This is a genomic window from Sporomusa rhizae (genome assembly GCF_041428845.1).
Lineage (GTDB): Bacteria > Bacillota > Negativicutes > Sporomusales > Sporomusaceae > Sporomusa > Sporomusa rhizae.
Window position 1 is genome coordinate 5,450,034 of sequence record NZ_CP156925.1, and the last position, 15,226, is coordinate 5,465,259.

General features: G+C 46.1%; 14 protein-coding genes and 1 tRNA gene. 2 read left to right on the forward strand and 13 right to left on the reverse strand.

The annotated features are described in order from the left end of the window. Positions 1-5: 5 nt before the first annotated feature. The 5 genes from dnaX to SRRS_RS25480 form a co-directional block, all read right to left on the reverse strand. On the reverse strand, positions 6-1,742 hold the full coding sequence (dnaX, locus tag SRRS_RS25460) for a DNA polymerase III subunit gamma/tau (protein ID WP_371364379.1): 1,737 nt from the start codon (positions 1,740-1,742) through the stop codon (positions 6-8). 428 nt (positions 1,743-2,170) lie between these two features. Beyond that, a tRNA-Ser gene (locus SRRS_RS25465) sits at positions 2,171-2,260 on the reverse strand. A gap of 228 nt (positions 2,261-2,488) precedes the next feature. Next, the gene (locus SRRS_RS25470; RefSeq protein WP_371364381.1) at positions 2,489-2,647 is read right to left on the reverse strand and encodes a hypothetical protein; all 159 of its coding nucleotides are present in this window, start codon (positions 2,645-2,647) and stop codon (positions 2,489-2,491) included. A gap of 59 nt (positions 2,648-2,706) precedes the next feature. Then, entirely contained in the window at positions 2,707-3,084 is a 378-nt protein-coding gene (locus tag SRRS_RS25475; protein ID WP_371364383.1) for a response regulator, read from the reverse strand. 199 nt (positions 3,085-3,283) lie between these two features. After that, entirely contained in the window at positions 3,284-3,490 is a 207-nt protein-coding gene (locus SRRS_RS25480) for a hypothetical protein (protein WP_371364385.1), read from the reverse strand. 575 nt (positions 3,491-4,065) lie between these two features. On the opposite strand from SRRS_RS25480, the gene SRRS_RS25485 reads away from it, so the two are divergent. Both SRRS_RS25485 and SRRS_RS25490 read left to right on the forward strand, forming a co-directional pair. Beyond that, the gene (locus SRRS_RS25485) at positions 4,066-4,284 is read left to right on the forward strand and encodes a hypothetical protein (protein WP_371364387.1); all 219 of its coding nucleotides are present in this window, start codon (positions 4,066-4,068) and stop codon (positions 4,282-4,284) included. 656 nt (positions 4,285-4,940) lie between these two features. Then, the gene (locus SRRS_RS25490) at positions 4,941-5,111 is read left to right on the forward strand and encodes a hypothetical protein (protein WP_371364389.1); all 171 of its coding nucleotides are present in this window, start codon (positions 4,941-4,943) and stop codon (positions 5,109-5,111) included. Positions 5,112-5,256: 145 nt separating this feature from the next. Here SRRS_RS25490 and SRRS_RS25495 read toward each other — a convergent pair whose 3' ends face one another. The 8 genes from SRRS_RS25495 to SRRS_RS25530 all read right to left on the reverse strand — a co-directional run bounded on the left by SRRS_RS25495 (position 5,257) and on the right by SRRS_RS25530 (position 14,993). Next, positions 5,257-5,802, reverse strand: coding sequence for a DUF4337 domain-containing protein (locus SRRS_RS25495; RefSeq protein ID WP_371364391.1), 546 nt, complete (start codon positions 5,800-5,802; stop codon positions 5,257-5,259). A gap of 444 nt (positions 5,803-6,246) precedes the next feature. Next, positions 6,247-7,098, reverse strand: coding sequence for a nuclease-related domain-containing protein (locus tag SRRS_RS25500; protein ID WP_371364392.1), 852 nt, complete (start codon positions 7,096-7,098; stop codon positions 6,247-6,249). A gap of 492 nt (positions 7,099-7,590) precedes the next feature. Further along, on the reverse strand, positions 7,591-8,757 hold the full coding sequence (locus SRRS_RS25505; RefSeq protein WP_371364394.1) for a M20 family metallopeptidase: 1,167 nt from the start codon (positions 8,755-8,757) through the stop codon (positions 7,591-7,593). Continuing rightward, complete coding sequence (locus SRRS_RS25510; protein WP_371364396.1) at positions 8,750-9,622, reverse strand: methyl-accepting chemotaxis protein; 873 nt, start codon at positions 9,620-9,622, stop codon at positions 8,750-8,752. The genes SRRS_RS25505 and SRRS_RS25510 overlap by 8 nt, the downstream gene beginning before the upstream one ends. A gap of 161 nt (positions 9,623-9,783) precedes the next feature. After that, the gene (locus tag SRRS_RS25515) at positions 9,784-10,161 is read right to left on the reverse strand and encodes a RidA family protein (RefSeq protein ID WP_371364397.1); all 378 of its coding nucleotides are present in this window, start codon (positions 10,159-10,161) and stop codon (positions 9,784-9,786) included. A 47-nt stretch (positions 10,162-10,208) separates the two neighbouring features. Continuing rightward, positions 10,209-13,715, reverse strand: a complete 3,507-nt coding sequence (gene nifJ, locus SRRS_RS25520; RefSeq protein WP_371369926.1) for a pyruvate:ferredoxin (flavodoxin) oxidoreductase — start codon at positions 13,713-13,715, stop codon at positions 10,209-10,211. A 116-nt stretch (positions 13,716-13,831) separates the two neighbouring features. Beyond that, positions 13,832-14,338 (reverse strand): nucleoside recognition domain-containing protein, encoded by a 507-nt coding sequence (locus SRRS_RS25525; RefSeq protein ID WP_371364398.1) that lies wholly within the window; start codon positions 14,336-14,338, stop codon positions 13,832-13,834. Then, a complete protein-coding gene (locus SRRS_RS25530; RefSeq protein WP_371364400.1) occupies positions 14,331-14,993 on the reverse strand; it encodes a nucleoside recognition domain-containing protein in 663 nt (220 codons plus the stop codon). The genes SRRS_RS25525 and SRRS_RS25530 overlap by 8 nt, the downstream gene beginning before the upstream one ends. Positions 14,994-15,226 lie beyond the last annotated feature (233 nt).

Below are 15,226 nucleotides of genomic sequence, written 5' to 3' on the forward strand. Positions count from 1 at the left end.
TCCTCCTAAAGCTTTTTTTCGTCTATCTTAATTACTTTACCACCAAACAGCATTTGCGCCTGCTTCACAACAGGATCATCCATACCAGGATCATGCTCTGCTGTCACCGCACTCGGCGAAGCAACCGCCGCAGTTGCCGGCGGCTGAGCAGCAACAGGTTTGGAAGGTGGCGTATCAAGCCCTAATGAACAAGTAAGTCTTACCTCATGACCGGTAATCTGTGCTAAGGTTTTTTCAACAATAGCCCGGTAATCATCTTTTTCAGTGCGTTCCTTAGGAAAAGTGGCCGTAAAACGCACCATAGCCTGAGTATCGGTAAGACCTGTTAATTGTCCTTGCATAACGCAGGCATGTACTGAGCGTTTACCATTTGTCAAAAGTTCTTTTAAAACAGCGGCCCATATCTCATTTAAATTACCACTGCTGCCGCTGGCAGACTCCATCTGGACTGGCGGAGCCGCCGGCTGTTGTTGCTGCAGTTGTGGCGATCTGGCCGTGGGCGGAACCGGAGCCTGCGGCCTAACTGGTGGTGCCTGCGGTTGCGGGCGCGGGGCTATTGTCTGGGGTGCACTGGCAGCAACCAGAACCGGACCACTTGCCAGTTTGGCCTCAAGCTCGGCAACCCTGGCCGCCAATGCATCAATATCGTTTCCTGCCGCGCGGCGGCAAAGTGTAATCAATGCCATTTCCACAGCTATACGCGGTTCTGCTGCCCATTTGGCTTCATTGGCCGCACTGTGAAGCGTTTCAAGCATGGTTACCAGTTCCTGATGGCTGAACTTGGCACTTTGAGCAGCCAATATCGCTTTATCATCACTGTATACTTCAATATTATCTATGTCAGGAGCTGCTTTATACAACATCAAACTGCGCGCGTGCAGCGCTAATTCAAGAAGCAGCTGGCGAACATCTTTGCCCAGACTAATGAGTTCATCCAGTTTTAACAACAAGTCATGGGCATTGCGTTCAGCCACAGCGTCGGTAAGCTGCCAAACCCATTCGTGTCCGATTAAACCTAAAAGCTGACGAACATGCTGGGCTGTTATTACCCCGCCGCTATCAAGGGTAGCGCACTGATCTAAAATACTGAGTGCATCCCGCATACCGCCATCTGCCTGAACGGCAACCATCCGCAAAGCTTCTGGAGCAATTTGAATACCTGTCTTTTCAATTACCGTGGCCAACCGCTGTTCGATTTCTTTTACGCCAATTCGCCTAAAATCATACCGCTGACAGCGGGAGTGAATCGTAGCCGGGATTTTATGCGGTTCGGTAGTTGCCAACACAAATACCACATGGGCAGGTGGTTCCTCCAAGGTCTTTAGCAATGCGTTGAAGGCTTCTGTTGTCAGCATATGCACTTCGTCAATTATATACACCTTGTATCGTCCGTCTACAGGAGCAAATTTGACAGTCTCACGTAAATCCCGGATTTCGTCAATACCACGGTTGGAAGCAGCGTCGACCTCAAACACATCCATGGATGTGCCGGCAGTTATTTTATCACAATTAGAGCAGCGATTACAAGGATTGGCTTTAGGTCCCTGCTCACAGTTGAGCGCTTTAGCCAATATTTTAGCCGTACTGGTTTTTCCTGTGCCGCGAGGTCCGGAGAACAGATAAGCGTGGGCAATTTTGCCTGTAGCTATTGCGTTTTTCAATGTAATACTAATATGTTCCTGACCAACAAGATTATCAAAATCCTGCGGCCGCCATTGCCGGTATAATGCTACATAGGCCATACTCCCGCCTCCTTATCCTACCAAACTCATTCTTTACTAGTTATAGTTAATTAACTAAGCCTCTCCACAACTTTGATATATTCAACAACACTAAAATATTTCCCTTTTTCGAGAAAATAATTTACATTAATCCGAGATAAGGATATCTCCCCTCCAGTTTGTTCAAGTTTCGCGCATATAGCAAAAAAGCAGCCTCTATTATGGCTACTTCAATAAATAGATCTATATTATTATCAATTAAAGGCTTCGGCCTTTGTTTTCCACGACGGACCACAGCAATACCAGGCGCCCTTACGGCACATAAGAATGATCACTTAGCGCTGCTTCCTTCCGGACCTGACGCGATTCACGAGTTCCTATTGCGTAAGACCCGGCACTGCTATAGCCCGGCCTAGAAAACAAAAAGCCGTAACCGGCTCAAATTTTTATGGCGGAGAGAGAGGGATTCGAACCCTCGGTACCCTTTCGAATACACACGCTTTCCAGGCGTGCTCCTTCAACCACTCGGACATCTCTCCAGGTGCTCTCACAGAATGTCATTATATATCATTTAAGCCGATAAAGCAACTGGTAATTACCACTAATCGCTGTTCACCAGATACTGCTCTATTATACCCAGTATAACCAAGCTTGTCAACATCCTGGCTGCCTAAACCGACGAAATTCATTATATATTGTTTTGTAGTACTTGTCTAGCTACTTATTTTGGAAAACAGGATAAAAAGTCAACTTTCGTGCCGCTTTCTTCACTCACCGTTTGCCTTCTTTTCAAGTGCAGCGGCAACCCGCTGCAGCGCCTTATTTATACCATTCAGTTGCGCTAACGCGTAGATGACAACAATAGCGTATCCAATTACAAAAAGCATGCCAAACGGAAAAAATCCACCATAACCATAGCCCATCATATCCAATCACTCCTTGGGGTTAGGGTGGACATAGCATTACATTATTATACAGTTAAAATTTAGCCCTCAAATTTCAGCGTATTCCAGAGTGCACTTAACAACTTTTCTCTGGTAAATGGTTTAACAACATAGCCATCTACCCCAAATCCCATCGTGAGGTTGACGGTATGCAAATCATGCAGCGAGCTGCAAACAATGATTTTTGATTCAGGAGCTAAATTTTTAATATCTTTTAAGGCTTGGATGCCGGTTTTTCGCGGCATAACTACATCAAGGGTAATAACATCGTAACAGGCTTCCGGCGGCAGCATTTTAATTTTGCTTATTGCCTCAAGCCCATCGGCAGCTTCGTCTATCTCCTGTATGCCAATTTTATGAAAATAAGATATAATCAACTCACGGCTGAATTTAGAATCATCTACTACCAACACACGCATTGCTAATCACCCCCAGTAAGCTATCTAGCGCAAAAGTCATTAAAACAACGCTCCGGTATCCTATTTTTAGGGAAGATATGTAATACGTAACAAATTTATCTATTTGTTATATTTCTTCAAAAATATACATATTTCCTTTAAATTCGGGCTTTATTCAATGCTTCAGTTATCAAATCGCGATGATTTTTTTAATTACTCATTATAGCTTTTTTTGCATTTTCACCACCATTTCCACACATTTGGGACATAAATCAATTTCGTTGCCTAAGCTAACTGCACATTCGTCACAAGCTTTAGCACTACAAGCAGCTCCCGTCCCCTTCGGGAAATCACACTGCTTGGTAACTCTTCTCTTCCGGCAAAATTGGCATCGATCCTTAAAAGGTACTATATCTAAGTCCGGCATCTGCCGTTACCTCCCCACACAGGTGTCTTATATAAACCGTTAATAGTGTTTTATTTACCATCCAATACTATCCACTCAGCTACCATTACCGATCTCCAACAAATTCCTTACAGTATTCCCATTGCTATGATGATATCTCGCTGGATACTTGTCCTGTGCAACCAGATTCAACTTTCATATGATAGCAAATCAGCAATCAACTATTATCCTATGCCTACTTTTCAGCTTATGGCAAAGCCACTAATTGAACTAATGATGGATAAAAAAAATGGGTCAGATAAATGACCCGTTTTTTTATTGTGCTCCCAATCTTAAATTCACTTAACATCTCGACATAAGCGTGCATAAAATATATAGAAATACCTAAAAGTTATTGGAGGGGTATATTGTGGATCACTGTAAACCAAAAAAGTTCTATGATTGTATGCCAATTGATGAGTGTATGCCAACTTGTGAACCTATGCCAACATCCGGGCAGAGATGTGTTGGAACTTATTCGATGAGATACAGAGTTTACGAAAACTGCGACTGCGGATACGACATACGTAGAGTATGCGCTTACTGCGGAGGCGAGTATGAGGATCAACGAGATGAATGTCCAAGGTGTGGTGCCCCGGCTGATATGGGTTCAATGGACGATCCTAACGACGATCCTCCCTTTGATCCTGACGGATTTGGGAGACGAAGATTTGGATTTTTCCCACGCTTTGGATTTTTCCCCTTCTTTCCATTCTTCTTTCCGTTCTTCTTTTTCCGGCGCCGTCGGTTCTAGAATTACGCTAATAATTTTTTAATCTATTTATAAAAAGGTGCTATTTCGAACTGAAACTAATGATGATAAAAAAGATGGATCTGATAAAAGACCCATCTTTTTCATTCTGCTCCAATATAAATTAGCCAATTATAATTCCGGCTTGCCAATCATGAAAGTTTTCTTTTATTCAGGCCTGATACTGTTCGGATACTCTTAAATGTATACACCGGGTCGCTATGTCGCCCGGTAGGGAGTGCCATTATCTGCAATCTTCTCAACATCAGTAGCTGAAGACGCTGATTGTTGCATAGACGCTACAATAATGTTTACGAATAAGTAAAATCGCCACCAGAACTGATGTGCACTTCCCTGAAAGAAAAGGACCTCCTATGTAGGCTGAAATTGAATATTATAGGAGGGTTGCTATTTTTATTTTCGATATTACATAACATATTGAATCTATCAAACATAAGATATAACAAATCTAATTTTGGAGGGATAAATATGGGATGCTGTGGCCATAACTATCGTTCGACCTGCATGCCTAAGTGTTGTAATAGAAGGTGTGTAGGAACTTTTACCACTCGATATAGGGTGTATGAAAATTGCTGTTATGAGATTATGAAGGTCTGTTCCCACTGCGGCCATGAATTTGATTGTCGCCGGCATCACGGTTGCCCAAGATGTGGCATGGAAATGGGTGACCCACCTCGCTTTGGCGGCTTTAGAAGTTTCGGCGGCTTTAGGAGGTTTGGCGGATTCGGGAGGTTTGGCGGCTTTGGCAGACGCCGCTTTATCCCATTCGGATTCTTCCCATTCGGGTTCTCAGACTTTGACGAAGAAGAAGAAGAGGAAGAAGAATTTTAGCCCTACTTTGGACACAACTTTACCGCAATCAAAAAAACATCAAACCTCCGTATTTTTTTACGGAGGTTTGATTTCTCTCACAATCCCTTGATTATAGCATTTTATATTCCAAGAGTCAGGCAGAATGCTATGGATTGTGTATTTACTATAGTGTCAACGCGTACAAAAATATAGCCACTCCAATTAAGCCTGTTGCTGCACCTATGTACCAGTAAATATAATTCTTGTTAACCGTGGCCAACGATGATAACAAAATTCCGATTTGAAGAAAAATTAATGATCTGCCAAACAATAAATTAAAATTGCGAGCGACGTCACGCTCATTCTCAAGTATCTTGGCTTGATTTGCTATTTCATTCTTTTCGTTTCTATATCTTGCAATTTCTTCGTTGTATTTAGCAATTTTTTCTGATACAACTGATGTATTACTGGCTTTATCCAAAGTTAAAACCATTGAATCTTTGGCTAGCTCATAACTAGTTTCTTTCATACTTTTAGCCTGATAGAATGCCCATTGATCGGATGCCTGATTCTGAGCGAGAACCATTTTGTTACCATATCCCGCAGCTTTAAATGAAGCTAAAGTTGCGCATGCTGCCAAAACTAAGGTAGTAATAGCAATAAATAACGGAATTTTTTCTTTCCACACGTTTCTGGTAACTTCCTGTGTTTTTCCTTGGTCATTTGACATGTACTTCCTAATTCCTCCTAAGAAAAGATGATATCAATTATACTATAATTACTGCTCTATAAACCACTTACCGTCATCACAAAATAGGTAAATCTGTTTACCTGCAATCCGATCAGGTATATCATAACCCCTGCCCCCAGCTTAAATGATAGAAAAACATGAACTAGTACAAGTACCACCAGTAACAAAAAAAGACCCGCAAAAGCGAGTCCATTTTGTTATCTACTATTGATATAGACCGATTTCACCAATCAGTACATTTTCATAACATTTCCCATTAAAGTACTGTGCGTCTTCGGGTAATTGAAATTTATACGATTTGCTTTGTAGAGCAGGATTTAATGGTATAACATCAACATATAAATATCCATCCCCGGGGGTATAGAATGTAATACTGGAATTGTACAAACCTTATTTGCTTCTATAAGAAAGCTTTAGCTTTTTTTAATTAACCGCAGTCCTTTCTAATGAAATAAATAGATTCCGTAAATCATTTGCTTGCTCTTCTGAAATTGTTGATGGCAGACTTCTTATCCAATGAGGCAAACTCTCAGACTTCATCACAGGACACCGAGGGTCTTCACCTTCAATAATTGCCTGCGAATTAGAAATAGCAACAACAAGATAAATTGGAACTTGCCTCCATCCTCTTTTTGTTAAAAAGCTTTCCAAAACGATTTTATGCCGTTCAGACTGTGCAATTGGACTGTCACATCCCTGCTTGTTACCAAACTTCTCCCGAACCCAACCATTGGGGCGAACGTAAATTGTGCCTCCATAATTCTTAGTTTCAACAAGAATTATGCCCGATGAACCAATAACAACATGGTCATTTTCCGCGCTCAACCCCTCTGAGTGTACAATTACATTATGTAATACCGTGTACCCTTTTGGTAGAAAAGAAAGATGAAATGCAGTCTGTTTTTCTCCCTCTTCTCCGGCATCTAAAATAGCCTGTTCGTTAGAAATTCGTTCTTTCCCTCTATGCCTCTTGCGTCTTTGATAAAATCTAAGAAGACCGCCCGATACACCGAGTATTCCCACAAATACCGCCCAGATGTAGAAATCACTTTTCATTTTTTGGCGTTCTTTAGCTGTATCAGCCCGCATCTTAGCAACGTTAGCGTCGAATTCCGCCTGGCTTTTTTTCACACGCTCCTCGTATTCTGCTTTGCTTTTTTTTACACTTTCCTGAAACTCTGGCGGAGGCTGCTGCGTTGAAGCAGCATAGCAAGGTCGTAACAAAAACAAACCAATGCATATAATACATGCTCCTAAAAATACTCGTGAAGACAAATCAATCACACTCTTTCGGCAGATATTCGAATTACCCTAAACAGAATCCTAGCCGGTTCTGTAAAGTTGCGACTTTTTCTCAATTTCATAAAGGCATATACCTTCTCCATCTTCAATTATCGCTCTCTATCAATCGACTGATGGGTTAAAATCAATCTTATGGATTTCGCCATCGAAATAAAAACTTTTTTTCTTATACGCAGTATATTCTGCAGGGTGCGCTAAAGTAAAAATAACAGCATAGTTGAAGATGCTCTGGTGAAACAAATGACAATCGTTTCATATCAAAAATTCTCCTTTTTTTGACATGATAACAGTGTTATTCTCCTTATGGATTTTAATTTCCTCCAATTTTCTACCCGTCCGAGCATCTACTCGGCCAGCATTCCCTTTCTCCATGCAGTTTCATTTCCCTTCCACGATATGTAAAAGGCCTACTGTTTAATCAGTAGGCCTTAACTAATGCTTTCGACAGAAGATATAGGTTAGTTTTTATTTTGCCGCCAAATTGATTATACAGGCGGCCAGTAGTTTGGCCCGCTCAAACAGGCTTTCCACAATGGCAAACTCCTCCGGGCTATGATTTCTGCCGCCTTTAACGCCCATGGCACAGACCGTGGGTACACCGGCCATTACGCTGTAAGACGAATCCGAACCACCGCCAACCAGTTTTGCATAGGGGGTCCCCAGCTCCATTTCCGCATAGGTCTGCTTGACGATGGCAAAAAGTTCATCGCCGCCGGGCGTTCTTTTCATCGGAGCGATACCAGGAATCTCTGCAACCGTGGTAGTGGTTCCCCGGACATATGTTTTAGCGGCTACTTCCTCTATTTGCCGGATAATTTCGGGCAATAACGCCGGCTCAAGATACCGGACATCCACGACGATTTTCGCCTGCCCCGGCACTGCATTCGGCACCGTTCCCCCTTCAATCACGCCTACGTTAAAGGTTGTACCGGTCTCCCAGTTTGTCAGATTCTGAATATCAATTACTTTATGAGCTACCTCCAGAATAGCGCTCCGCCCGTTTTCCGGCTCGTTGCCGGCATGCACGGCAACGCCTTTTACTTTCAGCTCAAACATCGCTGTTCCCTTTCGCCCGACAACGATGGCATCATCGGTAAACCCTGTTTCACAGTTAAACGCAGCCGCCGCCCCCCGTGCTTCTGTTAAAAAAGCGTCAGCCGCATTGGATTTCACGTGGGCTACCTCTTCATCACCGGCCAGAATCATCTTCAGCGGGCGCGCGTTGTACCGGGCTGCCTGCAGTGCCTTCATGGCGTACAATGCAGCCACAATTCCGCCCTTCATATCGAGGACTCCCGGCCCGTAAGCGACACCCTCACGAATGGTAAATGGCCGGTTGGCAACTGTCCCCGCGGGAAAAACGGTATCCATATGGCCAAGGAACAACACTTTCGGTTCTTTTCTATCGGCGCCTATCTCACCGATTAACATATTGCCGGCCTGCTCCATCTCAATGATCCGGGTAACTGCCCCTTGGCTTGCCAGCACTTGCTGAATCCGGCCTGCAACCGCATCAATCCCCGGCTTATTCTGTGATCCACTTTCCATATTGACAAGCTCCTGCCATAACGCCAGCATTTCCTCCCGGTGTTCATCAATAAATTGGCAGGCTTGTTCCTTCTGACTATGCATGTATTCCTCCAGCCTCCTCCTCTTTCGCCATGGAAAGCAATTTTTCCCCGACATGCTTTAATGTGATCACCCGCTCGGTAATCGATTCAGTCGCCTTGGCTTGTTCTTTGGTAATACCCGCCGTTTGCTGGGAATGATTAATAACCAGTTCCATCGATGACTTTAGCTCCTGAAGGGTGACCTGAATATCTTTTGCGGAATGATGACTCTGATCGGAAAGTTTACGGACCTCTTCAGCTACGACAGCGAACCCCCGGCCTTGCTCACCCACTCTGGCGGCCTCAATAGCGGCATTAAGGCCGAGCAGATTTGTCTGACTGGCGATTTGCTGAATGGTTGATATAACCGTATCGGTATTATTGACATTAACCGACACACGATCAGATAAATTCGCTACATCCTGCATGGTAGCAGCCAGGTCCTCCTGGGAAGCGTTCAATTCCTCAATCGTGGCGGCGATGGTGGTAATCGAATCGGTAACCTGCTGCGCCTGTTCAAGCAGCATTGCCTTATTTTCCGCTGCCTGCAGTTCCCAGCGGAAAAGACCTGTGGCAATCTTGGCGATAGGTTTGGAATAAATAGGGTCTCCGCCTATACCGAAGCTGCCAACCCACTCGTTTTTATAGATAATAGGCAGATGAACGCCCATTTTAGCAGTCCCGCCCGACCGCTGCTCATCCTCAGCAGTTACAATGCGATGCTCGATTCTCTCGGTAAGTACCTTTTGCGAGCCACTGTGAGCTTTACCCACTCTTGCAGCATCCTTGGCGGCCACAATGATCCCTTCATGGTTACAGATAACCGCACTTAGTTCTGTTTCCTGAAAAATAAAATCAACTATCTTATCGGCAATAGCTTTATCCACTGCTATCCTCCTCCGCTAAGAGCCGCCAGCATAATGCCCGTTTGATTATGCCGGATAGGCTTACAGGGAAGACCGCGAGCTGCCCCGCTTCTTCCCTGTACCCAGGGTAAGAATACCCTGCTTAGCTTATAAAATTATTATCAATATCATGATTTTTTAAATTATAGATAAGCAATAGCTTCAATCTCAACTGAAACGTCTTTAGGCAGCCGGGCTACCTGGACACAGCCCCTGGCCGGAGCAGCCTGCGAGAAATATTCCCCATATACTTGATTTACGGTTTGAAAATCATTCATGTCGGCAAGGAATACGCTTGTCTTAACGACATTCTCAAGAGTCAGGTTTTGGCTCTTTAAAATTGCTGTGATATTCTCTAAAACCTGTTTGGTCTGGGCTGCCACGCCGCCGGACACTACTGCTCCCGTGGCAGGATCAACAGGGATCTGACCGGAAACAAACAGGAAGCCGCCTGCTTTTATCGCTTGCGAGTACGGACCAATCGCCGCCGGCGCCTGGTCGGTATTAACAACACTTTTCATAGAGTAATTCCTCCTATTTTCCGCTTGCCTTTGCGGATTACTGCACCTTATTGCTTGGCTAACGTTTTATATTTTGCCAATTTTTCTTTGGCATCCTGTTCGGTTTTGGCAAACAACTCCCCAGCCAAATCGGGGTATTGCTGTTTCAGGGCCGAATAACGCACTTCACCCATGAGGAATTCTTTAAAGTCCATGGTCGGTTCCTTGGAGTCCAGGGTGAACGGATTGCTGCCTGCTTCTTTTATCTCCGGGTTATAACGGTACATCGCCCAATAGCCGCTGTCCACTGCACGCTTGGCTTCGAGCTGACTGCAGCCCATGCCTACTTTCATCCCGTGGTTGATACAGGGAGCATAGGCGATAATCAGGGACGGGCCCGGATACGCCTCCGCCTCGGCAATGGCCTTGAGGGTTTGGTTCTTATCTGCCCCCATGGCAATTTGCGCTACATAGACGTAGCCATAACTCATGGCTATCATGCCCAGATCTTTCTTCTTGGTCTTTTTACCGCTGGCAGCGAATTTAGCAATAGCAGCGGTTGGGGTGGCTTTGGAAGACTGTCCGCCGGTATTGGAATATACTTCGGTGTCAAATACCAGCACATTGACGTCTTCACCGGACGCCAGCACATGATCGAGGCCGCCGAAGCCAATGTCATAAGCCCAGCCATCACCTCCAAAAATCCATTGTGAGCGTTTAACCAGGAAGTCTTTGTTGTTATAGATTTCATTAAGCAGGACATCTTTGCCCTTTACTTGTTCTAACAGTGCAATCAGTTTATCCGCCCGTTCTCTGCTGCCTTCGCCCTTGTCTTTATTGGCCAGCCAGGTTTCACAAGCGGCGCGGAATTCTTCTCCCAACTCCAGTTTCGCGGCCTCTTCGATGGCCAGCGCGACTTGGTTTCTCAGTTGCTTGCCAGCCATCATCATGCCTAAGCCATATTCCGCATTGTCTTCAAACAAGGAGTTGCCCCACGCCGGTCCATGCCCCCGATGGTTAGTGGTATAGGGCATTGACGGGACGCTGTCGGCCCAAACCGAGGAACAGCCTGTGGCATTGGCCACCATCATCCGGTCGCCGAAGAGCTGGGTCACCAGCTTGGCGTACGGCGTTTCACCGCAGCCGGCGCAAGCCCCGGAGAATTCTAACAGCGGCTGTTCAAACTGGCTGCCTTTTACTGTGAAGAGATTTAACGGATTAGCTTTCGGCGCAATTGTCAGCGCATGATCCCAAAGCGGCGCTTGCTGCAATTGGGTTGCCAGCGCTTTCATTACCAATGCTTTTTCTTTCGCCGGACAAATTTGGGCGCAATTGCCGCAGCCAGTGCAGTCATACGGGGAAACCGCCATCGCAAAATACAGGTGTTTCTGTCCATTGCAGGGTTTTACAGTAAAGTCGGCGGGAGCCTGCTGCTGTTCTTCCTCGGAAAGTAATACCGGCCTGATCGCGGCATGCGGACAGACATACGCGCACTGATTGCACTGAATGCAGGCATCCGCCTGCCACTCTGGCACGTCAATGGCAATGCCCCGCTTTTCATAGGCGGAAGTTCCCATCGGATAGGAACCGTCTTCCAAACCAATAAAGGCGCTAACCGGTAATTTGTCGCCTTCCTGCCGGTTCATCGGGATGAGGATATTTTTAATGAATGCCGGCGCTTCTTTACTATGGGGTTCGGATTCCTTCGCCGCTTGCCAGGAAGCAGGCGTAGCGACCTTCACAATCGCGTTTATTCCCTGATCTACAGCGGCATTATTCATAGCAACCACTTTTTCGCCTTTTTTGCCATAGGACTTTTGAATAGCATCCTTGAGGTAGTTTACAGCGTCTTCTTCCGGAATAATCCCGGCAATCTTGAAAAAGGCCGCCTGCATGATCATGTTAATTCTGCCGCCAAGGCCGATTTCCTGCGCAATCTTTACAGCATCAATTATGTACATCTGTATGTTATTGCCGGCAAGGTATCTTTTCATCACCGCCGGCAGATTTTGATCCAGTTCGGCTACACTCCACTGACAGTTTAAGAGGAAACTGCCGCCTGGCTTCAGTCCTTCCAGAACATTGTAGTTATACACGTAGGACTGATTGTGGCAGGCAATAAAATCTGCTTTATTAATGAGATAGGGAGATTTTATCGGCTTTTTGCCAAAGCGCAAGTGGGAAATGGTAACGCCGCCGGACTTTTTCGCATCATAGGCAAAATAGGCCTGTGCGTACATATCGGTGTGATCGCCGATAATCTTAATGGCATTTTTATTGGCGCCTACCGTTCCATCTGAGCCAATTCCCCAGAATTTGCAGGCTTTTGTGCCGGCGGCGGTGGTGTCAATATCTGCGCCGAACGGCAGCGAGGTATGGTTTACATCGTCAATAATGCCGACAGTAAAGTTGTCTCGGGGCTTGTCGGCCTTAAGGTTTTCAAAAACGCCATGGATATGGCTGGGGATTACATCTTTGCCGCCGACGCCGCAGCGTCCGCCAACGATAACCGGCTGCCACTCCTTGCCGTAAAAGGCGCTTTTGACATCCAGGTACAGCGGTTCAGCCAACGAACCCATTTCCTTGGTTCTGTCCAATACGGCAATTTTTTGTACGGTAGCCGGAATGTATTTAAAGAAGTGTTCCAGCGAAAACGGCCGGTAGAGATGTACGGTCAGCAAACCTACTTTTTCGCCTTGGGCATTGAGATAATCCACTACTTCTTCAATAGCTTCGCACATGGAGCCCATGGCAATAATCATCCGCTCGGCGTCAGGCGCACCGTGATAGTTGAATAAGTGGTATTCCCGGCCGGTCAATTTGCTTATTTCGGCCATATAGCCTTCGACGATTGCCGGAACATCCTGATGGAAACGGTTGGATACTTCTCTTTGCTGGAAATGAATATCAATCCCCTGCACAGTGCCTTTGGTCAAGGGATGATCGGGATTGAGCGCCCGTTTTCTAAAGGTGTCGACAGCATCCCGGTCTAACAGTTTGGCCAGTTCATCATATTCCAGAACTTCAATTTTTTGTACTTCATGGGAGGTTCTAAACCCATCGAAGAAGTTGAGAAACGGCACCCGGCCTTTGATTGCCGACAAATGCGCCACGGCCGCCAAATCCATAACTTGCTGGACACTGCTTTCGGCCAGCATGGCAAAACCAGTCTGCCTGGCAGCCATAACGTCGGAATGGTCGCCAAATATATTGATGGCATTGGCGCCAACTACTCTGGCACTGACATGAAAGACGCCAGGCAATAACTCACCGGCAATTTTATACATATTGGGAACCATCAGCAAAAGTCCCTGCGAGGCGGTATAGGTAGTAGTCAAGGCTCCGGCTTGCAGCGAACCGTGAACCGCGCCGGCGGCGCCGCCCTCTGACTGCATTTCCACAACCTCAACCGTTTGCCCGAACAGGTTCTTTTTGCCCTGAGCGGCCCATTCATCCACACTTTCCGCCATATTGGACGACGGCGTAATCGGAAAAATCGCCGCTACATCGGTAAAGGCGTAAGAGATGTAGGCTGCTGCCGTGTTTCCATCCATTGTTTTCATTTTTCTTGTCATATTCTTCATCGATCCTCTCGTCTGGAATCAAATACGTAATTGCGTGAAAGTCAAGGGGACAGGCTTGTCCGGTTTAGCACCACAATTCTGCCCCCTCGTTGCTGTTATAGAAGTTATTAGTTCAGTCCCATAATACTTAGAACCACTCTGGTCAGTACCATAACAACAGCGGCGTCTACAAGCGGAACACAAATGAGCAGCGAATGCCATTTCCGGTCGACATTGGAAACAATTACAATGCGCACAAAGTGACCGATAAGCGTTCCCATGGTTACACACGCTGGAAACAGAATTGTCGCCTGGGCAGCCGTTATAACCCCTTTGGAATACAGGGTGGCCGCGGTAGCACACCCTGCCGCCTTGGCAAAAAAGGCGGCAACCAGGGCAAAGACAGCCTCACCCGGCAGGCCAAACACGGTCATTACCGGCTCCAGGATTTGACCTACGCTCTTCATTAACCCGGTGATATCCAGAAACTGAATGAGTACATACGCCAAAACCATAGCCGGAGCAATCATTTCCGCGCCAATATAAAATCCTTTTTTGGCCCCCGCCACAAATTCTTCAACTACACTGGGCTTAGCCTTTTTTAAATCCATGCCGACGGCAGTTTGATTAGACATTTATTCCGCTCCCCTCTACCTTGTTTTTAGAAGCAAGCCACTTTATATAGAAACGGACCAAATTAGCGCCCAGGACTTTAACAAGAAAGATCAGGCCGATAATAATCCCCACCGGCAAAACACTGATAGGCAAGAGGGCTGCGCCGGTGCCGAAGGTATTGGTAACCGGGGCAGACCCGGCATACTGATAGGCAACAAATATCGCCCGCTCTTCTTCGGTCATCATTTTGTTGTCCTCCACTAGTTCCTTCGTCATTACCGCCGCTACGTCAGAACTGGTTAAACTGCTGACAAAGGCCAGGCCGCTAGCCCCCGGCAGCCCCATGAAAGGCTTTAAAATAGGGCGGAATAGAACTTCGGCCGCCCGCAAAGCGCCAAGTGATTCGGCAACCTGAATACAGCCCAGCGCAAACATCAGTGTCGGAAACAGTGTCAACGCAAACATGAAACCATCACGCGCCCCGGTCCCGCCTTTACCGGTAAAGATTACCCCCTTGGCCACTTGCCCGAAGTCGCCCGTAAGCACCTGAAAATCCAGTGCCCGCAAAGGGCCGTCCATCTTGGCAAACACACCGGAAAAAGAAATAAGCAAGATGATTAATGATAGCCAACCTTTCCAGGTAACCTTGTACTTTTCCTGATTTTCCTCTGCCATATGCTCTCCTCCTGATCATTAAAATATCTAGTATCCTAGTGGAGCGTCTACTCTGAAATCATAATTACTTCACGGGTCTTTTTCCGTAATGCTTCGTTGTCGTCGGCTTACATATGTCCGATATGCGCGCCTCCTCCGCCTCGCCTTACGAAAAAATCCCCGCAAATTCGTTAACGCTTTCAAAGTAGTCGCTCCACTAATGCCTTGACCAGAGTAACTCTTTGTCTAATCTG